This is a genomic window from Lysobacter sp. Root494 (genome assembly GCF_001427225.1).
In the GTDB taxonomy this organism is placed as follows: domain Bacteria; phylum Pseudomonadota; class Gammaproteobacteria; order Xanthomonadales; family Xanthomonadaceae; genus Agrilutibacter.
In genome coordinates, this window is record NZ_LMFH01000001.1 from 192,015 (window position 1) to 212,053 (window position 20,039).

Genomic DNA, 20,039 nt, shown 5'->3' on the forward strand with positions numbered 1-20,039 from the left:
GACCATTGGGGAATAGGCGGCCGCAAGCGGCTGCGCGCAGTCTGCCGGAGTCGTGCAAATCCGCACGTTGTCCGGGAGGGGACATGTCCACTGGTCTCGCAAGTCGCCACCGTCGGCCCCTCGCGGCTGCGGTGCTGTTCGCATTACTGGCTCCAGGCGTCGCCCTGGCCGAAACCGCCAAAGAGAGAGAACTCGAAGCCCGCGTCGCACAACTCGAAGCGCAGGTACAGGCGCTGCTGAACGCAACGCAGCAACAGCAGACCCAGATCGCCGACACCAGGACGCAACTCGACCAGGTGAAGACGGCGCAGCCCACGGCTTTGCCGCAGGGCAAGCAACCGATCCAGAACACGACAATCCTCCCAGCGGGCAATCCCAACAGCGCGTTCTCGTACGGCGGCTTCATCAAGTTCGACGCGATGGCCACCGACACCAGCGACGGCAAGATCGCCGATGGTTCCTCGGGCCGCCTGTTCTACGTACCGAGCACGATTCCTGTCGTCGCCGACGGTACTGAGCCCGACGTCGATCCGTACACCGACTTCCATGCGCAGTTCTCGCGCTTCTGGCTGAGCGCCGACCACGTGACCGACAACGGCGACAAGCTGAAGGCGTACGTGGAGATGGACTTCTTCGGCGGCGGCAACGCGTTCTTCACCGGCACGGCGGCCAACCCGCTGGTCGGCAACGAGACGTCGACCAATACGTACGCGGTCAGCCTGCGCCAGGCCTACGTGAGCTGGAACAACTGGCTGGCCGGCCAGACCTGGTCGAACTTCCAGGACACCGCGGCGCTGCCCGATGCGGTCGACTTCGTCGGCACCACCGACGGCACGATCTTCGTGCGCCAGGCGCAGGTGCGCTACACCAAGGGTGCGTGGTCGTTCTCCGCGGAAAATCCGCAAACCACGGTGACGCCGTACCAGAGTCTTTCGGGGCGCTTCAATTCGGGCGACAACGTCATGCCCGACCTCACCGCGCGCTGGCTGAAGAAGGGCGACTGGGGCCACTTCACCGTCGCCGGCCTGGTGCGCCAGTTCAAGTACCTCGACGAAACCGCCACCGGTGGGGCCGTCAGCGTGTCGGGCAAGTTCAACTTCGGCAAGAACGACGACCTGCGTTACATGGTCAACGCAGGCAGTGGCATCGGCCGCTACATGGCGTTCGGGCTGGGCAGCGATACGTTCGTCGATGCGAGCGGCGACCTCGAGCCGCTGGACGGCTATGGCGCGTTCGTTTCATGGCGCCATGCGTTCAGCCCGAAGCTGCGCGGCAACCTGATGTACTCGGCTGCGCATTTCGACAACGACACCGGCATCACCGGCTTCGGTGTCACCGAACGCTCGCAGTCGTACCACGCCAACCTCATCTATTCGCCGTTTCCCAAGCTCGACGTGGGCGCGGAACTCAGCTGGGGCCAGCGTTCGCTCGAGGATGACCGCGAAGGCGACTTGACGCGCGTGCATACCTCCGTCAAATACAGCTTCTGACAGCGTATCCAGCATCTAAACCGCCTGCCTTCAACCAGCATGCATAGCTTCTGACCGGAAGGAACTCACCATGTCCACCATTGCAGCCAATGCTCCATCCGGCGCGCTGACCCAGGGCCACAAGAAGGTCATCTTCGCGTCCAGCCTCGGCACCGTGTTCGAGTGGTACGACTTCTACCTCTACGGATCGCTCGCCGCGATCATCGCCAAGCAGTTCTTCTCCGCACTGAATCCGACCAGCGCCTTCATCTTCGCGTTGCTCGCCTTCGCCGCCGGCTTCGCGGTGCGGCCGTTCGGCGCGCTGGTGTTCGGGCGCCTCGGCGACATGATCGGGCGCAAGTACACGTTCCTCGTCACCATCGTGATCATGGGCCTGTCGACGTTCCTGGTCGGCGTGTTGCCCAGCTACGCGAGCATCGGCATCGCCGCGCCCGTCATCCTGATCACGTTGCGACTCGCGCAGGGTCTCGCGCTGGGCGGCGAGTACGGCGGCGCGGCGACCTACGTCGCCGAGCATGCACCGCATGGCAAGCGCGGCCTGTACACCAGCTTCATCCAGACCACCGCGACGCTCGGCCTGTTCCTGTCGCTGCTGGTGATCCTGGGCACGCGCATGTACCTGGGCACCGAAGAGTTCGAAGCCTGGGGCTGGCGCATTCCGTTCCTGCTTTCGTTCGTGCTGCTCGGCATCTCGGTGTGGATCCGCCTGCAGCTGGCCGAGTCGCCGCTGTTCCAGCAGATGAAGGCCGAGGGCAAGGGCTCGAAGGCGCCGATCACCGAGAGCTTCTTCTCCAAGAACGGCAAGATCGCGTTGCTGGCCCTGCTCGGCGCGACAGCCGGCCAGGCCGTGGTCTGGTACGCCGGCCAGTTCTACGCGCTGTTCTTCATGACCCAGACACTGAAGATCGACGCAACCACCGCCAACCTGCTGATCGCCGGCGGGCTCGCGATCGGCACGCCGTTCTTCATCCTGTTCGGCTGGCTCAGCGACAAGATCGGCCGCAAGCCGATCATCATGGCCGGTTGCCTGATCGCGGCGCTGACCTACTTCCCGCTGTTCAAGGCACTGACCCATTACGGCAATCCGGCGCTGGAAGCCGCGAGTGCGACCAGCCCGGTCGTGGTGTCCGCGAATCCCGACACTTGCACCTTCCAGTTCAACCCGGTCGGCACCAGCAAGTTCACCACCTCGTGCGACATCGCCAAGTCGGCTCTGGCCAAGGGCGGCATTCCGTATTCGAACAAGGCCGCGGCGCCGGGGACGGTCGCCACCGTCACCGTGGGTAACACCGCGGTGTCCGCCTTCGAAGGCGCCGGCCAGGAGCCCGATGCGCTCAAGGCGGCGGGCGACAAGTTCAACGGTGACCTCAAGGCGGCGCTGACCACCGCCGGCTATCCGGAGAAGGCCGACCCGGCGCGCATCAACAAGCCGATGATGCTGCTGTTGCTGACCATCCTCGTGATCTACGTGACGATGGTGTACGGCCCGATCGCGGCGTGGCTGGTCGAACTGTTCCCGACGCGCATCCGCTACACCTCGATGTCGCTGCCGTACCACATCGGCAACGGCTGGTTCGGCGGCTTCCTGCCGACAACTGCGTTCGCGATGGTCGCCGCCAGCGGCAACATCTACCAGGGCCTGTGGTACCCGATCATCATCGCGCTGATGACCTTCGTGATCGGCTCGCTGTTCCTGCGCGAGACCAAGGACGTCGACATCACGAAATAAAGATTCCCCCGCGGTCGTGGTGTGTGGAAAGCAACGCCGGCCTTCGGGCCGGCGTTGTGTTTTTGCTCATCATTCCCGCGAAGGTGGGGCGTGGACTTTGCCTCTTCAAGCATTTGACGGATTCGCAAAGGCAAGAACAACGCCCATGGATGAACAGACATTTCGTCCGTGAAAAAGACGCCCGCCTTCGCGGGAATGACGAATGCAGACGCCAGTGCCTGTCCGCAAAGCGTGCCTTCCTGCACATGCAACGACCTGCCTGCGCGGCATGATCACGTCTTCCCTCCGCCACGGCCGACCGCACCCGCATGCATCTCAACCGCAACCTCCTCTTCCTGGCGCTGGCCTGCAGCCTGGCCGCGTGCAAACCCGCCTCCAACGACACCGCCAATGCACCCGCGACGCCCGCCGCCACTGCGCCGGCGACCGTCAGTTCCGGCGTCGACCTGGCCGGCATCGACAAGAGCGTGAAGCCCGGTGACGACTTCGACGCCTACGCGAACGGGTCATGGCGCAAGACCTTCGAGATTCCCGAAGACCGCTCCAACTACGGCGCGTTCACCGTACTGGTGGAGACCGCGGAAAGGCGCAATGCCGAGCTGATCGCGCAACTCGCCGCCAGCAAGCCCGCGCCCGGCACCGACGCGCGCCGCATCGCCGACTTCCACGCCGCCTACATGGACGAAGCCGGCATCGAGCAGCGCGGCCTGGAACCGCTGAAGCCGCAGCTCGACGCAATCGAAGCGATCGCCAGCCGTGCCGACCTCGCGCGCGCGCTCGGCGCGAGCGTGCGCGCCGACACCGATCCGCTCAACGCGACCAACTTCTACACCGACAATCTGTTCGGCGTGTTCGTCGCGCAGGGCTTGCAGGATCCGGAGCACTACGTCGCCTCGCTGATGCAGGGCGGGCTGGGCATGCCCGATCGCGAGTACTACCTCTCGGGCGACAAGGAGATGGTGGAAACGCGCAACGCGTACGAAACCTACGTCGCCGCGATGCTGAAGCAGGCCGGCATCGCCGATGCGGAGAAGAAGGCGAAGTCGATCCTCGCGCTGGAGACGAAGATCGCGAAGGCGCATGCGCCGGTCGTCGATTCGCAGGACGTGCACAAGGCCAATAATCCTTGGGAACAGGCGGCGTTCGCGCGCAAGGCGCCGGGCATGGACTGGACGGCGTTCTTCGCGGCCTCCGGGCTCGCGCCGCAGAAGAGCATCGTCGCGTGGCAGCCGCGCGCGATCACGGGCATCTCGAAGCTTGTCGGCAGCGAACCCCTGCCGGCGTGGCAGGACTACCTGCGCTTCCACGCGCTCGATCACGGTGCCTGGAACGCGGCGACGCGCGGCCCGGGCGAGTTGCCCAAGGCCTACGCCGACCTCGCCTTCGGCTTCCATGGCACCACGCTGTCGGGCACGCCCAAGGCGCGTGAACGCAGCAAGCGCGCGCTGGATGCGACCAGTGCCGCACTTGGCGACGCGGTGGGCAAGCTGTATGCGGAGAAGTACTTCCCGGCTTCGTCGAAGGCGATGGTCGAGGAGATGGTTCGAAACATCCTCGCCGCGTTCGACGAGCGCGTCGATTCGCTCGCATGGATGACGCCGGAGACCAAGGCGAAGGCGCGCGACAAGGCGAAGACGATGCGCGTCGGCGTGGGCTATCCGGATGCGTGGCGCGACTACTCGACGCTGGAAATCCGCCCCGACGATGCGCTCGGCAATCGCCTGCGCGCGGAGCTGTTCGAGTACCAGCACCAGCTCGCCAAGCTCGGCCAGCCGGTGGCGCGTGGCGAGTGGTGGATGACGCCGCAGACGGTCAACGCGGTGCAGCTGCCGCTGCAGAACGCGATGAACTTTCCCGCGGCGATCCTGGAGAAACCGTTCTTCGATCCCAAGGCCGATCCGGCGTCGAACTACGGTTCGATTGGCGCAGTGATCGGGCACGAGATAAGCCATGGCTTCGACGACACCGGCGCGGAGTTCGATGCGCAGGGCCGCCTGTCGAACTGGTGGACACCGGAAGACGCGAGGCATTTCAGGGAAGCGACCAAGAAGCTTGCCGCGCAGTACAGCGCGTACGAGCCGCTGCCCGGCCTGCACGTCAACGGCGAACTCACGTCGGGCGAGAACATCGCCGACGTGTCGGGTCTCACCATTGCGTACATGGCGTACCGCAAGTCGCTGGGTGGCAAGGAAGCGCCGGTGATCGACGGCCTCACCGGTGACCAGCGTTTCTTCCTCGCCTACGGCCAGACCTGGCGCAGCAAGATCCGCGACGCCGCATTGCGCCAGCGCATCCTCACCGACGGGCACGCGCCCGCCGCGCAACGCGCGCAGACGGTGCGCAATGTCGACGCGTGGTACGACGCGTTTGGTGCGAAGCCGGGGGAGAAGCTGTACCTGGCGCCGGCGGATCGGGTGAAGATCTGGTAAGCCGGCTTCGCCGTCGCGCGACAAAAAACGGCCGCATCCGCGGCCGTTTTTCTTTTGTCATTCCCGTGCAGACGGAAATCCATCGACCTTCGCCCTTCATGCCACGGCGAAATCCTTCCTCCAGACAAAACAAGAGCAACGTCCATGGATTCCCGCCTGCGTGGAAATGACGAGCAAAGGCAAAGCTAGGGACGAGATTCCCGCTTTCGCGGGAATGACAGGGGAAAGCGGAGCGTTATGTGTTTGCGAATCCGAGGGCGTTTTGCAGCCCGCACGCCCAATAACCGTCGTTCCCACGAAAGCGGGAATCTCATCTTTTCCGTTTACCTTCAACGGCCGAGAGCGTCGGCAATCACCCCACGAACGCGACCGCCATTGTCATCACCCGCTCGCCAACCGCACCGCCGCAATCTCCCGCCGCGGCGGCGCACCGAACAGACGCCGGTACTCGCGACTGAACTGCGAAGGGCTTTCATAACCAACGCGATGCCCTGCCGCCGCAGCCTCCATTCCATCCACCAGCATCAACCGCCGCGCTTCCTGCAAGCGCAGCTGCTTCTGGAACTGCAGCGGCGACATCGTCGTGACTGTCTTGAAGCGCTGGTGCAAGGCCGACGGGCTCATGTGCGCCGCGGCGGCGAGTTCCTCGATGCGCAACGTCTCGGCATAGCGCTGCTTGAGCAGCTCGATCGCGCGTGCGACGCGTTGCGAGGGGCCGTCGACTTCGCACAGGTGGCGTAGCCGGTCGCCGAGTTCGCCGGTGAGCACGCGGTAATGGATCTCGCGCAGCGCGAGCGGTGCGAGCACCGGCGCTTCGTCGGGCGTGTCGAGCAGGCGCGCCAGGCGCAGCACTGCATCGAGCAGCGGTGCGCTGGTGCGGGCGAGGAAGAGCGGACGCGAAGCCGATTCGTGCGGCGCCGCCACCGGTTCCAGTTGTGCGAGCAGTTCGGTGACCACGCGCGGGTCGATGTCGACGCGCAGGCACAGGTAGGGCTGCGCCGGCGTCGCGTCGATGATCTGGCCGGTGACCGGCAGCGTCATCGAGACGACGAGGTAATGCAGCGGGTCGTAGACGAAGACGTCGTCGCCGAGCAGCGCGCGCTTGCGGCCCTGCACCACCACGCACAGGCTCGGGTGGTAGACCGATGGCAGCGGCTGCGAAGGCGCGGTGGCGCGGATCAGCGCGAGCCCGGGAACGCGCGTGTCGTTGAGGCCATCCGCTGGCGTGTTTCGGGCAACCCGATCGGCCAGTTCCGCCTGCTGCGCGGAGAGGTCGGCGCGCGCCGCGACCACATTGCTGGCTGCGCTGGAAGCCGCGTCATTCATGACAGAAGCCCTGCAAGGTTCACGGCGGCGATTATGCGCGGGCATTGCTTATATCGAAGAGATGAACGCGGCACCGTGGAGGATCAGGCAAGAATCCGCGAGCAATCGGCTAACGGCGTCATGGCCCGGGGGCTAACGTGTTGCAACGTCCTCCCTCCCCCAACATGCATGGAGTTGACCATGAGCAACACCGACTATCCGCGCCGCACCCTCGGTCGCCAGGGCCTCACCGTTTCCGCCATCGGCCTGGGCTGCATGGGCATGTCCGACTTCTACGGCCCGAGCGAGGAAACCACCAACCTCGCCGTGCTCAACCACGCAATCGACATCGGCGTGAACTTCCTCGACACCGCCGACATGTACGGCGTGGGCGAGAACGAACGGCTGCTCGCCAAGGTGCTGAAGGCGCGCCGCGACGAAGTCGTGCTTGCGACCAAGTTCGGCAACGTGCGCGCGCCCAATGGCGACTTCCTCGGCGTGAACGGTTCGCCCGAGTACGTGGCCGCCGCGTGCGACGCGAGCCTGCAGCGGCTCGGCGTCGAGCACATCGACCTGTACTACCAGCACCGCGTCGATCGCAACGTGCCGATCGAGGAAACCATCGGTGCGATGCAGCGCCTGGTCGAAGCCGGCAAGGTGCGTCACCTCGGCATGTCGGAAGCGTCGGCCGAAACGCTGCGCCGCGCCGCCGCCGTGCATCCCATCGCTGCCTTGCAGAGCGAATATTCGCTGTGGACGCGCGATGTCGAAGCCGAAATCCTGCCGGCGTGCCGCGAACTCGGCATCGGCTTCGTGCCATACAGCCCGCTCGGCCGCGGCTTCCTCACCGGTGCGATCCAGAACAGTGGCGAGCTGACCGCGGACGACTGGCGCCGGCAGAACCCCCGTTTCCAGGAAGGCAACGTCGAACAGAATCGTGCGCTGGTCGAAGCCGTCACCGAACTCGCGCAGGCGCGTGGCTGCACGCCCGCGCAACTCGCGCTCGCGTGGCTGCTCGCGCAGGGAACGGACATCGTGCCGATCCCGGGTACCCGCCGCATCACGCGGTTGGATGAAAATGCGGGTGCCGCACTGATCGACCTGGGCGATGCCGAGTTGCAGCGCATCGATGCAGTGCTGGCGACGCATGCAGTCGCGGGTACGCGCTATCCGGCGGCGGGGATGGCATCGGTGAACGTGTAGGCCGCGCGTTAACGGTCCACTCCTGTTCGCAATGTTCTCGTTTGCTCGTCATTCCCGTTTCTTGTAGGGATGACGAGCGATCGCCTCAGCGTCCCTCGGCGTGGCCGGTGAGTCCCGGAGCCCGATTGATGAGGCTGAGGAGGCTTGCCTGTGAGGCAAAAAGCCTCAGCGACCAGGCAAAAAGCTCGTGACCTTGAAGCAAAAAGAGTCAACGAAAGGCAGCCGTACCTCAGGCGAGAGGCAAAAAGCCTGGAACTTGAGGCAGGAGTGCCTCGGCGGTGAAGCAGAAAAACTCAAGGGCGAGGAAAAAAGGGTCGGGAGTTGAAGCTCGGAAGCTCACGCTTGAGTCTCGGACACTCAATGGTCTTTCAAGCCGCCTAGCGGACTGCGATGTTCATTCGACCAGATCCCGCATCGCTATCCCCCGATCGCGACAGAACGTCTGGTATTCGACGAAGCGCGTGGCGGCATTGGCTACGCCGCGCACGTGGCCATCGGGGGCGAGGTCTTCGACTTCGCCCATCACCACGACCAGAGCGATGAGCGGCTCGTCGCCGATCACCTCCCAGCTGTCGACATTGCCCGGCGGTTCGTACACGTAACCGCCGGGACCGATCACTTCGCCGCTGGCGAGGCGGCGCGAGCCGGAGAGATTGAACGCATGCGTTTCCCCGGTGTGCCGGTGCGGCGGCATCGCCACGCCCGGCTCCATCCGCAGCAGTTCGACGAAGCCGCGGTTGCTGCGCAAAAAGCGCAACGGCTTCGACGACTTGCCCGGTACGGGCGACGGGATCCACGGCAACGCTTCGCTGTCCGTGCAGCGCAGCGGCGCCGAAGCGAGCGTGCGCAGGAGTTCGACGTTCATGCCGCCACCGCCTGCAGGTAGCGCGCGAACGAGGCGTCAACCGCCGCTCGCCCACCGCCGATGATGTTGCGGTTCCAGGTGAAGCCGAACACGTCGTCGAAGTCGTAGCCTTCGAGCAGCCGCTGCATGCGTTCCACGTCCGTACGCTTCATCGGCATGTAGTTCGGATAGCTGTACATGAAAGTGACGTGGCGGCGGTCGAGGACGACCTGCAGCGCATCGCCGGGCAGCAGCGTCGCGCCGCGCGGACCCCGCTTCCAGTGCAGTGCGGTGCTGCCGTCGAAGTGGCCGCCGACGCGCAGCAGGGTGACGTCGTGCGAGAGCTTCAGCTCATCGCCGCTCCAGAAGCGGATGTGCTTCGACGGACGCTGCACCCATTCGCGATCGGCTTCGTGCAGCAGGATCGGCACGCCGCCGAGCGCCTCGCTCCACTCCACCATCGAGGTGTAGAAGTGCGGATGCGAGATCGCCATCAGGTCGACGCCGCCACGTGCGCGCAACGCGGCCACGGCCTCGTCGGTGACCAGGCTGACGCACTCCCACAGCACGTTTCCCAGGTCCGCCGGCAACAGCAGTGCGCGCTGCGGGATCGCGAAGTCGGTGGGCAGGCCGATGCCGAGCAGGCCGGCGTCGTCTTCGATGCGCAGGCGGTATCTGGCCGCGAGCACCTCGTGCGTGGTCCAGGCCTGGCCCTGCCAGCCGACGTACTGGCGCTCGTCTTCGCAGACGGCGCAGCGGGCGGGCGGCGCGGGAGAGTCGGCGTACTGCGTGCCGCAGGTTTCGCAGATGAAGCAGGTCATGGCGAGGTCCTCGTAAGCGGCCGGATGGCGGTGGACGTACCGTAGGGCCCGGCTGGATCCGGAATCAGGCCAGTTTCGATCAGCTTGCAGGAACCAGTAGGATGGGTTGAGCGCGGCGATACCCCGCCCTTGCGACAGCACATGGCGGCTCGCCTCCACCTCCACCTACGGTCGCGGAAAAAGACCCCCGATGCCTTCGCAGGAACCAGTCTTCGAATTCCCCATCCACTTCGAGAGCGACGGTGGCGATGGCGGCCGGCACCGGCGCACGCGCCGCCTGCACGAACAACTGCGCGCCGCGATCCTCGACGGACGGCTGGCGGCCGGGTCCACGCTGCCCTCCACGCGCCGGGTTGCGGCGGGGCTGGCGATCGCACGCAACACGGTGATCGCCGCGTACGACCTGCTGGTCGCGGAGGGCTATGTGGTGCCGCGCCCGGGCGCGAAGGCGGTCGTCGCCGATGTCGCCACGCGGCTGCAGGCACGATCGGCGCCATCCGTTCGCGCCACCGGCGATGCGCGGATCAATCCGCGTTGGCGGCAAACGCAAACCTACACGTCTTCATCGCGTGCGCTGCCGCCGCGCAGCTTCCGCCTCGGCGTGCCCGATCACACGCAGTTCCCGCACGCCGTGTGGCGGCGGCTGATGGCGCAGTCGCTGCGTACGTGGTCGAAGACCGCGTTCGGTTATCCGCCGTCGCAGGGCATTCCGGTGTTGCGCGAAGCGATCGCGAAGCATGTCGCATTCGCCCGCGCGGTCGCGTGCGTGGCCGAGGATGTCGTGGTGACGTCCGGCGCGCAGCAGGCGTTCGACCTGCTCGCGCGCCTGCTGGTCACCCCGGGTGAGACCCGGGTCGCGGTGGAAGAACCGGGTTATCCGCCGGTGCGCGCCGCGTTCGCCGCCGCAGGGGCGACGCTGGTGCCGATGCCGGTCGATGACGAGGGCCTGCAGGTCGAAGCGTTGCCGCCGGGCGTACGCGTCATCAGCGTCACGCCTTCGCACCAGTCTCCGACCGGCGCGGCGCTGTCGTTGCGCCGGCGCATGGCGCTGCTCGATTACGCACGCGCGCATGACGCCGTGATCATCGAAGACGACTACGACGGTGAGTTCCGCTACGGTGGGCGTCCGCTCGATGCGTTGCAGACGCTGGATCGCGAGGCGCGCGTGTTCTATGTCGGAACGTTCTCGAAGAGCCTGTTTCCATCGCTGCGCAAAGGCTTCGTCGTCGTGCCCGCATGGGCGCGCGAGAACTTCATCGCGGTGAAGCATGCCGCCGATTCGCATTGCGACACGACCACCCAATCGGTGCTTGCCGCCTTCATCCGCGACGGCCATCTCGCCCGCCACGTGCGGCGCATGCGCGGCGTGTATGCGCAGCGCCGCGAGGCACTGCTGGAAGGCATCGAGCGCGAACTGGACGCGTGGCTGGAGCCGATTCCTTCGGAAGCGGGACTGCATCTGGCGGTGCGCATCCGCGATCCTGCGCAGGCGGAACGCGTGATCGCGAAGGCGCGGCAGCACACGCCGGGCGTGCAGTCGATTGCCGAATACGCGGCGTTGCCGGTGCAGGCGCCGGCGCTGGTGTTCGGTTACGGCGTGATCGATGCGGAGGAAATCGCGCCGGCGTTGCGGCGCTTGCGCAAGGCGCTGGAGAGTTCTGCTTTGTAGAGCGGAGCGTGCTCCGCTGCTTTGTAGCGCTTGGCTCGATTGCACTGCCAAAGCGGTGAATGCCACCCTCGCCCCGCTTGCGGGGTGAAGGCGGGCGCTTGTGCGCCATTGGCGCACGCCCGACTGAACGCCCTTGCGCTATGCGCAAGGGCCGGGAGGCAGAGCGAGGGACAGCGTCGCGAAGCGACGCAGGGTGAGGGAGAGTAGCGAGTGAACTCGGCATTGGCGGCGCCGGTCTCCGCCGGCGCGCCCCCCATCCGCCCGTTGGGCACCTTCTCCCGCTCGCGGGGAGAAGGGGACATCCCGTAACGCCGTTATTCCGCCTTGCTGCGCAACCGCTCCAGCACGCCTTCCAGCGAATCCAGGTCGCTGTAATGGATCACCAGGCGGCCCTTGCCTCCGCGGCCATGCAGCACGTTGACCTGGGTGCTCAGTGATTCGGAGAGCTCGCGTTCGAGCGCGGCGATATCGGCCTGCGGCCTGGCCTTCTGCGGCTTCGTCCTGGTGTTCGCAGTGCCGCCGACCTTGCCGGAGGCCAGCAGCTGCGCGCGGTGTTCGACTTCGCGCACCGACCAGCCGTTCTCGGCGGCCTGGCGCGCGAGTGCGATCGCGGCCTGCGGCGCGAGCGTGAGCAGCGCGCGGGCGTGGCCCATTTCCAGCGACTTGGTATCGAGCAGCACGCGGATTTCCTGCGGCAGCTCAAGCAGGCGCAGCAGGTTGGACACCGCGGCGCGCGAACGGCCGACCGCATCGGCGGCCTGCGCGTGGGTCAGGTCGAATTCGTCGATCAGTCGCTGCAGCGCGACGGCTTCTTCGAGCGGGTTGAGGTCTTCGCGCTGGATGTTCTCGATCAGCGCCATCGCGACCACGGTGCGGTCGTCGACTTCGCGGATCACCACCGGGATCTCGCTCAGCCCGGCGAGCTGCGAGGCGCGCCAGCGGCGTTCGCCGGCGATGATCTCGTAGGCCTTGCCGCCGATCTCTCGCACGACCACCGGCTGGATCACGCCCTGTGCCTTGATCGATTCGGCCAGTTCGGCGAGCTTGCCCTGGTCCATCGTCTTGCGCGGCTGGTACCTGCCCGGCGTGAGGGCGTCGATCGGCAGCGTGCGCAGGGCGTCGCCCGGTTGCGCTTCCACCAGGGCGGGCGCCTCGGCGGCCGCTTTCGGGCCGAGCAGGGCTTCGAGTCCGCGGCCGAGGCCGCGCTTCTTCGGCGTGCTCATGCCACGGTTTCCTTCGGCGCGGTTGCGCTCGCGGTCTTGGCGGCCTGCTCGCGCTCGCGCTGGCGGCGCAGCACTTCGCCGGCCAGGCCCATGTAGGCGATGCCGCCGCGGCTGGCACGGTCGTAGCCGACGATGCTCTGGCCGTGGCTGGGTGCTTCGGCCAGGCGCACGTTGCGCGGCACGATGGTGCGGAACACGCGTTCGCCGAAGTGCTTGGTGAGTTCCGCCGACACCGCGTTGGCGAGGTTGTTGCGGACGTCGAACATGGTGCGCAGCACGCCTTCGATCTCGAGCTGCGGATTGAGGTTGGCCTTGAGCGCGTCGATGGTGTCGAGCAGGGCGCTGATGCCTTCCAGCGCGTAGTACTCGCACTGCATCGGCACGATGATCGAATCGGCGGCGGTCAGCGCGTTGAGGGTGAGCAGCGACAGTGCCGGCGGGCAGTCGATCAGGATGTAGTCGTAGTTCGCGCGCAGCGGGGCGAGTGCGGTCTTGAGGCGTTGCTCGCGGCCGGATTCGCCCATCAGGCTGATTTCCGCGGCGGTCAGTTCGATGTTGGCCGGCAGCAGGTCGAAGTCTTCGGCGGTGCGCTTGAGGATCTGCGCCACGTTCGCCTCGCCCAGCAGCACGTCGCAGATCGTGTCCTCGATCTCGCGCTTGTCGACGCCGCTGCCCATGGTCGCGTTGCCCTGCGGGTCGAGGTCGACCAGCAGCACGCGCTTGGGGGTCTTGGCGAGGGCAGCGGCCAGGTTGACCGCGGTGGTGGTCTTGCCGACCCCACCTTTCTGGTTGGCGACAGCGATGATGCGGGCCATGCGGCTCGTTGCCTCGGTAATGCGTGGTGGACCGGGGACCCCGGCCGGGCTAGGGATTATGCGTTATCGCACGCGCGGGACGCGCCGCGATAACTGTCGCCGCTGGAACCGCCCTGCGGGCGGTACACCGCCGACGGGGCGTCGGGTTTGTGACGCAGGTTGGGCCTGGCGGCCGTTCAGCGGCTGCTGGGTAGTGCCGCGGCTGCTTGCTCCGCGCGGTCATGGCGCTATATGGGCAACGGCGCTAGGACGAGCGGCGGACCTCGATCAGGTGGCGCTCGCCCGCGACCCCCGGCACGCGCAGCGGGTGCGAAGCGGCGGCGATCCAGCCGTCGGGCAGCGCGGCAATCTCGTCGGCCGGGTACACGCCCTTCATCGCCAGCAGGACGCCATCGGGCTTGAGCAGGTGGCCGCCGAGTTCGACGATCAGCGGCAGCGTGGCGAGCGCGCGCGCGGTGATCGCGTCGTAGGCGCCGGGCTCGGCCACGGCTTCGATCCGCGATTCGGCCACGCGCACGTCCTTCATTGCCAGCTGGCGCACGGCTTCGCGCAGGAAACGGGCCTTCTTGCCGTTGCTCTCGACCAGGGTCACGCGCAGGCCGGGTTTGACGATGGCGAGCGGAATGCCGGGCAGGCCGGGACCGGTGCCGAGGTCGGCGAGGTTGCCGCCGCGTTGCGCCAGCGCATCGACGAACGGATGCATCGCCAGCGAATCGAGCAGGTGCCTGCCAACCATTTCCTGCGGATCGCGCACCGCGGTGAGGTTGTAGGTCTGGTTCCAGCGCGCAAGCAGGGCGAGGTAGGCCAGCAGCGGCTCGGCGAAGGCGGGATCGAGGGCGAGCTCGCGGAGGCCGGCTTCGAGCGTGGGGCGCAGGGCGGGGGAAAGCGTCATCGGCAAATTATGACCGGAGCGTCCTGTGACCGGAGCGCCGCCTCAACGCCACGCCAGTGCCGCGACATAGCCGGGTGCGGGCTCGAATTCGTGCAGCGACCAGTCGTTCGCCGCACCCAGCGCCGCATCGCATTCCACCAGTGCCAGCGCCTCTCCGGTTTCGGCAAAGCGCAGTTTCTCGAGCCCGAACGACAGCCCGTGCCCGTGCGCCTTCAGCACTGCTTCCTTCGCGCACCACAGGCGCAGGAAGGCGCGGTCGCGCGTCGTGCCGGGTTCGGTGGCGGCGAGCCAGTCGTGCTCGGGCGGAGTGAAGAAGCGCCACGCCAGTTCCAGCGCGCGCGGCCGCGCATGCACGCGTTCGCAGTCCACGCCCAACTGCACGCCGTGGCCCAGCGCGATCAGCAGGCCGTCGCCGCTGTGGCTCCAGCTGCAGTCGTAATCGGCATGCGGCGGGCCCAGATAGGGGCGGCCGCGCGGCTCGCGGCCCAGATTGAGCATCTCGGGCGCCACGCCCAGTGTCGCGGCCAGCCATTGCTGCGCCACCGGGTCGGTGGGCGTGCCGTGCACGTGCGCGTGCCAGCTCCAGCGCAGCGCGCGGTCGGAATGGGACTCGATGAAGACGGTGGAAACGGGCATCCGGGAGGTCAGGTGCGCGGGCTGGCGCATGGCCGGCGCCGGGGCCGGTAACATAGCGCAGGGGAAAACACCGAGGATGGAGTTCACGCTCCATCACGCCAGCACAGTGCATGTCCGGGGGGACTATGTCGGCCGTCGTGCAATCCATTGCAGGTCAACCGCACGATCGCCGGGTCCGGCTGGTCACGGGTGCGCCTGCGCGCCTGCTCGCTTTCGGTGCCCAGGGCGGGATCGAGCTGGGCCGTTTCATGCGCGAAGTCCGCGCCGTCGCCGGATGCCTTCCCGAGGCCGGCTTCGCGGTGAACCTGTGCGAGGACCGCTACCGCTTCATGGTCGCTCTGTGCGCGGCCGCGCTGCGCGGGCAGACGACGCTGTTGCCGCCGTCGCGCGCGCCCGCGGTGGTCGATGAAGTGCTCGCGCAGCATCGCGACAGCTATGTGCTCGGCGATGTGCTTGCTTGTGACGAAGCCGCGGTATCTGCGCAACACCGGCGCTGGCAACTGCCGGCGGCACTGCCGCAGCAGGACGGCGAGCCGCTGGAAATTCCCGACGACCTGCTGATCGCGATCGGCTACACCTCCGGCAGCACCGGACGGCCCAGGCCGAATCCGAAAACATGGACCTCGTTCCGCGCCAGCACCGCGCAGAACCTCGCCGCGCTCGACGACCTCCTCGATCATTCCGGCACCACGCCGCTGGTGGCGACCGTGCCGCCGCAGCACATGTACGGCATGGAGATGTCGGTGCTGCTGCCGCTGCTGGGACCGGTCGCGGTGCATGGCGCGCGCCCGTTCTTCCCGGCCGACATCGCGCGCGCGCTGCATGACGCACACACGCCGCCGCTGCTCGTCACCACGCCGGTGCACCTGCGCGCGCTGGTCGAATCCGACGCGGTGCTGCCTCCATTGCGCGCGATCGTGTCGGCGACGGCGCCGCTGTCGCGCGAACTTGCTGTCGCCGCCGAGCAACGCTTCGGTTGCGAAGTGCGCGAGGTGTTCGGTTCGACCGAGACCTGCGTGATCGCGCGCCGCCGCACCGCCTGCGAAGAGGCGTGGACACCGTTGCCCGGCGTGCAGCTGGTTTCGCAACCCGACGGCACTGCGGTGCAGGCACGGCACCTCGCCCACCGCGTCGTGCTTGCGGACCTGATGGAAGTGCACGCCGATGGCCGCTTCGAATTGCGCGGCCGCAACGCCGACCTGATCGAGATCGCGGGCAAGCGCGCATCGCTGGGTGATCTCACCCGGCGCCTGCTCGCCGTGCCGGGCGTGCGCGACGGCGTCGTGTTCCAGCTCGACCCGTGCGAGCGCACCGGCGTTGCCCGCATCGCGGCGCTGGCCGTCGCGCCGGGGCAGGACGAACGTTCCCTGATGTCGGCATTGCGCGCGCACGTCGATGCGGTGTTCCTTCCGCGGCCGTTGCGACTGGTGTCCATGTTGCCGCGCAACGAAACCGGAAAACTGCCGCGCGAAGCGCTCGCCGAACTGCTGCGCAACAGCGCCTGATCACGCGCGTTCTACGCGCGTTTCACGGGTTTTTCATTGTTCCGGAACCGCTCCGGAACGCGGCTGAATTCATGGACGCGGCCATCACGCAAGCGCGCACAGACTCCAGCTGCCCCCCTTTGCGGGAGCGGATTCCGAAAGGATGTTCCAAGCGGATATCCGAGTCGGATCCACTGTTTTCCCACTCGCAGCTGGAAGGAGAACGCGCACATGATGGGTTTCATTATTTGGCTGATCGTAGGCGGCATCATCGGCTGGCTGGCGAGCCTGGTCATGAGGACCGACGCCCAGCAAGGCCTCTTCCTCAACATCGTCGTCGGCATCATCGGTGCCTTCCTGGGCGGTTGGATCGGCAGCATGCTCGGCATCGGTGGTGCGGATATCAATGACGGTGCCTTCAACCTGACCAGTCTGCTGCTGTCGCTGGTAGGCGCAGTAGTTCTGCTGGCCATCATCAATCTGTTCCGACGCGGTCGCGTGCGCTGATCGCACGGTCGCGTGGTGTGCAAAGGCCCGGATGTCCGGGCCTTTGTTTTTTGTGCGGAGAAGGTTTCTTGTCGGCTACGGATGAACAGTTGGAATTCTTCTCCCCGCAAGCGGGAGAAGATGCCCGAAGGGCAGACGCCCGAAGGAAGCACCCCTGGGGGACGAGCGAAGCGAGTTGCTTTTTGGGCATTGGAAGACAGCGCAAAGCAAGAGCAGCTCGCACCCGCCCTTCGGGCACGCTGTGTGGGGAGAGGGATCAGCGCGGGCTAGAAGGATCAGGCGTCCGCGATCTCCACCCACACCGGCGTATGGTCGCTCGGCCGTTCGCGAATACGCGGCGCGGTGTCGATGCCGGCGGCGACGCAGCGCGAACGCAACGCTTCGCTCACCAGTACCAGGTCGATGCGCAAGCCCCAGCCCCGCGTGAACGCATTCAGGCGGTAGTCCCACCAGCTGTGGTGCCCGGGTTCGTCGTTGAACAGGCGGAAGCTGTCGTGCAGGCCGAGGTCGAGCAGCCCGCGCAACGCTTCGCGCTCCGGCGTCGAGCACAGGATCTTCTCGCGCCAGCGCTTGGGATCGTGCACGTCGCGGTCGTCGGGCGTGATGTTGAAGTCGCCGAGCACGACCATGTTCGGGAACTGCTTCAGCTCCTCGCGCAGCCATTCGCGCACGGCTTCGAGCCAGCGCAGCTTGTAGGCGAACTTCTCACTGCCGACGGATTCGCCGTTGACGACATACAAATCGACCACCCGGATGTCACCGATCGTCGCGGCGAGCACGCGCTTCTGCGGATCGTCGAAATTCGGGATTGCCATGACGCACTCGGCCGCGAACGGCGTGCGGCTGAGCAGGGCGACGCCGTTGTAGGTCTTCTGCCCGCAGAACACGCTGCGATAGCCGAGTTCGGCCAGTGCGGCATCGGGGAATTTCGGGTCCTCGAGCTTGGTTTCCTGCAGTGCGACCACGTCCGGCTGGAATTCCTGCAGCCACTGCTGCAGGTGCGGCAGGCGGACGTTGAGGGAGTTGACGTTCCAGCTGGCGATTTTCATGGGCGGAGTGTAGCGCGGCTGTTTCCGGCCACGGCGCATGCGCGCCGTACAATCGCGGCATGAACATCCGTCCCTATCTCGACAAGACGCCGCTCCTCGGCGAACGCAGCTACGTCGATCCCGCCGCGAGCGTGATCGGCGACGTGGTCCTCGGCGACGACGTTTCGATCTGGCCCGGCACCGTCGTGCGCGGCGACGTCAACTTCATCCGCGTGGGCGCGCGCACGAACATCCAGGACGGCACCGTCGTCCACGTCAGCCACGACGGGCCGCACGCGAAACTCGGCGGCTTCGCCACGGTAATCGGCGACGACGTGACCATCGGCCACAAGGCGATCATCCACGCCTGCCGCATCGAGGACGCGGTGCTGATCGGCATGGGCGCGATCGTGCTCGACGGCGCGGTGGTGAGGAAGCACGGCTTCGTCGGCGCCGGCGCACTCATTGCGCCCGGGAAAGTCGTGGGCGAAGGCGAGCTGTGGCTCGGCAATCCCGCGAAGAAGGTGCGGATGCTGAGCGATGCCGAGATCGAGGCGCTGTACTACTCGGCGCAGCATTACGTGCGGCTCAAGAACCAGTATCTCGGCCTGGCCACGGTGTAGGCGGCTCACGGATTCCGTGGTTGTCGCTGTCGCTGCGGCGCCTTACAGTCGACCGGGAAGGGGAGCCGGGGAAGCTCGTTCGCATGGAAGAAATGCAGAATCCATATGCCGCGCCGGGCGCGCCGCTTCCGTCTGTTCCACCGCCGCTTCCCGCCACGGGCCAGGCCGACCTGGCTGGCCGGGGAGAACGCCTGCTGGCCAGGATCATCGACCAGCTGTTGTACGCAGCCTGCTTCCTGCCGTTCCTCGCCCTGATCCTGCTGCGAGATGGCTCGCGTCATGGAGGATTCGTGAGCCTGGCGCTGTTGATGGTGCTGGCTGCCTTGCTCGGCCTGTTTGTCTACAACCTGAGCCTGCTGAGCGAAAGCGGCCAGACAGTCGGCAAGCGCTGGCTGGGTATCCGTATCGTCCGCACGGATGGAAGCGATGCCGACCTGGGCCGCGTCTTCGGCCTGCGCATGTGCGTGCCGTGGCTGATCGGTTTTTTTCTTGGCCCGCTCTTCGTATTGCCGGACGTGCTCTTCATTTTCGGCAACGAACGCCGCTGCCTGCACGACATGATGGCCGACACCATCGTGGTCGACGCCTGACCGTGGAGCGCCATTGAGCAGCACGACAGTGAACAACGGCGGCGCCCATAGTTCAACGCGCGCTTCGATGCTCGACACCTACCGCGAAGTGGTCACGCCCGAAGGCGTGGCCCTGCACCTGCCCGCCGCGGGACCGGTGCCGCGCGCGCTGGCGTGGGCAATCGACCTGTCGATCCGCATGGTCGTGCTGATGGTCGCGAGCATGGTGCTGGCAATGCTCGGCACCGCGGGCTTCGGGCCGTACGCGATACTGATGTTCGTGGTGTTCTGGTTCTACCCGGTGCTGTTCGAGGTGCTCGATCACGGCCGCACGCCCGGCAAGCGCGCGCTCGGGCTGCGCGTGATTGCCACCAATGGCGCGCCGGTCGGCTGGCTCGCCGCCTTCACCCGCAATTTGATGCGCACGATCGACATGCTGCCGTTCGGCTATGCCACCGGCCTGCTCGCCAGCCTCGCCGATCCGTGGGGGCGCCGGTTGGGTGACATGGTCGCGGGCACGCTGGTGGTGCACGACGCACGTCCGCACGAGCCGCAGGCCGCGCCGGTGAGCGCCGCGCTCGCGCCCGCCGTGGTTTTGTTGCCGCACGAACAGGCCGCGCTCGTCGCGTTCGGCGAACGTGGCCCGCAGCTCACGCAGGAACGCCAAGCCGAACTCGCGGACCTCGCCGAGCCGCTGGTGCAGGCGCGCGGCTCGCTCGCCGTGGCGCGGCTGTACGGCATCGCCAACTGGCTGCTCGGACGGCGGAGCTGA

General features: G+C 66.7%; 18 protein-coding genes. 10 read left to right on the forward strand and 8 right to left on the reverse strand.

Going from position 1 to position 20,039, the window contains the following annotated elements; genetic code table 11:
• Positions 1-83: 83 nt before the first annotated feature.
• The 3 genes from ASD14_RS00770 to ASD14_RS00780 all read left to right on the forward strand — a co-directional run bounded on the left by ASD14_RS00770 (position 84) and on the right by ASD14_RS00780 (position 5,648).
• Positions 84-1,490 (forward strand): DcaP family trimeric outer membrane transporter, encoded by a 1,407-nt coding sequence (locus ASD14_RS00770; RefSeq protein WP_056127493.1) that lies wholly within the window; start codon positions 84-86, stop codon positions 1,488-1,490.
• Positions 1,491-1,560: 70 nt separating this feature from the next.
• A complete protein-coding gene (locus ASD14_RS00775; protein WP_056127497.1) occupies positions 1,561-3,219 on the forward strand; it encodes an MFS transporter in 1,659 nt (552 codons plus the stop codon).
• Positions 3,220-3,527: 308 nt separating this feature from the next.
• Positions 3,528-5,648: a M13 family metallopeptidase gene (locus ASD14_RS00780; protein WP_082538642.1), complete on the forward strand. Its 2,121-nt coding sequence runs from the start codon at positions 3,528-3,530 to the stop codon at positions 5,646-5,648.
• Between the two features lie 381 nt (positions 5,649-6,029).
• Here ASD14_RS00780 and ASD14_RS00785 read toward each other — a convergent pair whose 3' ends face one another.
• On the reverse strand, positions 6,030-6,974 hold the full coding sequence (locus ASD14_RS00785; RefSeq protein ID WP_056127500.1) for an AraC family transcriptional regulator: 945 nt from the start codon (positions 6,972-6,974) through the stop codon (positions 6,030-6,032).
• A gap of 180 nt (positions 6,975-7,154) precedes the next feature.
• Between ASD14_RS00785 and ASD14_RS00790 the strand changes: the two genes are divergently transcribed.
• Complete coding sequence (locus ASD14_RS00790; protein WP_056128765.1) at positions 7,155-8,156, forward strand: aldo/keto reductase; 1,002 nt, start codon at positions 7,155-7,157, stop codon at positions 8,154-8,156.
• A 394-nt stretch (positions 8,157-8,550) separates the two neighbouring features.
• On the opposite strand, the gene ASD14_RS00795 is transcribed toward ASD14_RS00790, so the two are convergent.
• Complete coding sequence (locus ASD14_RS00795; protein WP_056127503.1) at positions 8,551-9,021, reverse strand: cupin domain-containing protein; 471 nt, start codon at positions 9,019-9,021, stop codon at positions 8,551-8,553.
• Positions 9,018-9,821, reverse strand: coding sequence for a hypothetical protein (locus ASD14_RS00800; protein ID WP_056127506.1), 804 nt, complete (start codon positions 9,819-9,821; stop codon positions 9,018-9,020). Before ASD14_RS00800 ends, ASD14_RS00795 begins: the two co-directional genes overlap by 4 nt.
• Before the next feature lie 190 nt (positions 9,822-10,011).
• Here ASD14_RS00800 and ASD14_RS00805 point away from each other — a divergent pair, with 190 nt between their 5' ends.
• On the forward strand, positions 10,012-11,490 hold the full coding sequence (locus ASD14_RS00805; RefSeq protein WP_082538643.1) for a PLP-dependent aminotransferase family protein: 1,479 nt from the start codon (positions 10,012-10,014) through the stop codon (positions 11,488-11,490).
• Between the two features lie 314 nt (positions 11,491-11,804).
• Here the strand turns inward: ASD14_RS00805 and ASD14_RS00810 are convergent, their stop codons facing one another.
• From ASD14_RS00810 to ASD14_RS00825, 4 genes are all read right to left on the reverse strand, one after another.
• Complete coding sequence (locus ASD14_RS00810) at positions 11,805-12,713, reverse strand: ParB/RepB/Spo0J family partition protein (RefSeq protein WP_056127509.1); 909 nt, start codon at positions 12,711-12,713, stop codon at positions 11,805-11,807.
• Positions 12,710-13,528, reverse strand: coding sequence for an AAA family ATPase (locus ASD14_RS00815; protein ID WP_056127512.1), 819 nt, complete (start codon positions 13,526-13,528; stop codon positions 12,710-12,712). Before ASD14_RS00815 ends, ASD14_RS00810 begins: the two co-directional genes overlap by 4 nt.
• Before the next feature lie 244 nt (positions 13,529-13,772).
• Positions 13,773-14,420 (reverse strand): 16S rRNA (guanine(527)-N(7))-methyltransferase RsmG, encoded by a 648-nt coding sequence (gene rsmG / locus ASD14_RS00820; RefSeq protein ID WP_056127515.1) that lies wholly within the window; start codon positions 14,418-14,420, stop codon positions 13,773-13,775.
• 42 nt (positions 14,421-14,462) lie between these two features.
• Positions 14,463-15,086, reverse strand: a complete 624-nt coding sequence (locus ASD14_RS00825; protein ID WP_235565271.1) for a 4'-phosphopantetheinyl transferase superfamily protein — start codon at positions 15,084-15,086, stop codon at positions 14,463-14,465.
• A gap of 95 nt (positions 15,087-15,181) precedes the next feature.
• Here ASD14_RS00825 and ASD14_RS00830 point away from each other — a divergent pair, with 95 nt between their 5' ends.
• Both ASD14_RS00830 and ASD14_RS00835 read left to right on the forward strand, forming a co-directional pair.
• A complete protein-coding gene (locus ASD14_RS00830) occupies positions 15,182-16,561 on the forward strand; it encodes an AMP-binding protein (RefSeq protein ID WP_082538644.1) in 1,380 nt (459 codons plus the stop codon).
• A gap of 213 nt (positions 16,562-16,774) precedes the next feature.
• Positions 16,775-17,047, forward strand: coding sequence for a GlsB/YeaQ/YmgE family stress response membrane protein (locus ASD14_RS00835; protein ID WP_056128776.1), 273 nt, complete (start codon positions 16,775-16,777; stop codon positions 17,045-17,047).
• Positions 17,048-17,322: 275 nt separating this feature from the next.
• On the opposite strand, the gene xth is transcribed toward ASD14_RS00835, so the two are convergent.
• The gene (xth, locus tag ASD14_RS00840; protein ID WP_056127518.1) at positions 17,323-18,096 is read right to left on the reverse strand and encodes an exodeoxyribonuclease III; all 774 of its coding nucleotides are present in this window, start codon (positions 18,094-18,096) and stop codon (positions 17,323-17,325) included.
• A gap of 59 nt (positions 18,097-18,155) precedes the next feature.
• On the opposite strand from xth, the gene ASD14_RS00845 reads away from it, so the two are divergent.
• From ASD14_RS00845 to ASD14_RS00855, 3 genes are all read left to right on the forward strand, one after another.
• A complete protein-coding gene (locus ASD14_RS00845) occupies positions 18,156-18,698 on the forward strand; it encodes a gamma carbonic anhydrase family protein (RefSeq protein WP_056127521.1) in 543 nt (180 codons plus the stop codon).
• Between the two features lie 83 nt (positions 18,699-18,781).
• Positions 18,782-19,288, forward strand: a complete 507-nt coding sequence (locus ASD14_RS00850) for an RDD family protein (RefSeq protein ID WP_056127525.1) — start codon at positions 18,782-18,784, stop codon at positions 19,286-19,288.
• 67 nt (positions 19,289-19,355) lie between these two features.
• A complete protein-coding gene (locus ASD14_RS00855; protein WP_056127528.1) occupies positions 19,356-20,039 on the forward strand; it encodes an RDD family protein in 684 nt (227 codons plus the stop codon).

Excerpts from the sequence above, each read along its gene's own strand:
- ASD14_RS00770 (WP_056127493.1), top strand. The coding sequence starts at position 84 with ATGTCCACTGGTCTCGCAAGTCGCCACCGTCGGCCCCTCGCGGCTGCG.
- ASD14_RS00775 (WP_056127497.1), top strand. The coding sequence starts at position 1,561 with ATGTCCACCATTGCAGCCAATGCTCCATCCGGCGCGCTGACCCAGGGC.
- ASD14_RS00780 (WP_082538642.1), top strand. The coding sequence starts at position 3,528 with ATGCATCTCAACCGCAACCTCCTCTTCCTGGCGCTGGCCTGCAGCCTG.
- ASD14_RS00785 (WP_056127500.1), bottom strand. The coding sequence starts at position 6,974 with ATGAATGACGCGGCTTCCAGCGCAGCCAGCAATGTGGTCGCGGCGCGC.
- ASD14_RS00790 (WP_056128765.1), top strand. The coding sequence starts at position 7,155 with ATGAGCAACACCGACTATCCGCGCCGCACCCTCGGTCGCCAGGGCCTC.
- ASD14_RS00795 (WP_056127503.1), bottom strand. The coding sequence starts at position 9,021 with ATGAACGTCGAACTCCTGCGCACGCTCGCTTCGGCGCCGCTGCGCTGC.
- ASD14_RS00800 (WP_056127506.1), bottom strand. The coding sequence starts at position 9,821 with ATGACCTGCTTCATCTGCGAAACCTGCGGCACGCAGTACGCCGACTCT.
- ASD14_RS00805 (WP_082538643.1), top strand. The coding sequence starts at position 10,012 with ATGCCTTCGCAGGAACCAGTCTTCGAATTCCCCATCCACTTCGAGAGC.
- ASD14_RS00810 (WP_056127509.1), bottom strand. The coding sequence starts at position 12,713 with ATGAGCACGCCGAAGAAGCGCGGCCTCGGCCGCGGACTCGAAGCCCTG.
- ASD14_RS00815 (WP_056127512.1), bottom strand. The coding sequence starts at position 13,528 with ATGGCCCGCATCATCGCTGTCGCCAACCAGAAAGGTGGGGTCGGCAAG.
- rsmG (WP_056127515.1), bottom strand. The coding sequence starts at position 14,420 with ATGACGCTTTCCCCCGCCCTGCGCCCCACGCTCGAAGCCGGCCTCCGC.
- ASD14_RS00825 (WP_235565271.1), bottom strand. The coding sequence starts at position 15,086 with ATGCGCCAGCCCGCGCACCTGACCTCCCGGATGCCCGTTTCCACCGTC.
- ASD14_RS00830 (WP_082538644.1), top strand. The coding sequence starts at position 15,182 with ATGTCGGCCGTCGTGCAATCCATTGCAGGTCAACCGCACGATCGCCGG.
- ASD14_RS00835 (WP_056128776.1), top strand. The coding sequence starts at position 16,775 with ATGGGTTTCATTATTTGGCTGATCGTAGGCGGCATCATCGGCTGGCTG.
- xth (WP_056127518.1), bottom strand. The coding sequence starts at position 18,096 with ATGAAAATCGCCAGCTGGAACGTCAACTCCCTCAACGTCCGCCTGCCG.
- ASD14_RS00845 (WP_056127521.1), top strand. The coding sequence starts at position 18,156 with ATGAACATCCGTCCCTATCTCGACAAGACGCCGCTCCTCGGCGAACGC.
- ASD14_RS00850 (WP_056127525.1), top strand. The coding sequence starts at position 18,782 with ATGGAAGAAATGCAGAATCCATATGCCGCGCCGGGCGCGCCGCTTCCG.
- ASD14_RS00855 (WP_056127528.1), top strand. The coding sequence starts at position 19,356 with ATGCTCGACACCTACCGCGAAGTGGTCACGCCCGAAGGCGTGGCCCTG.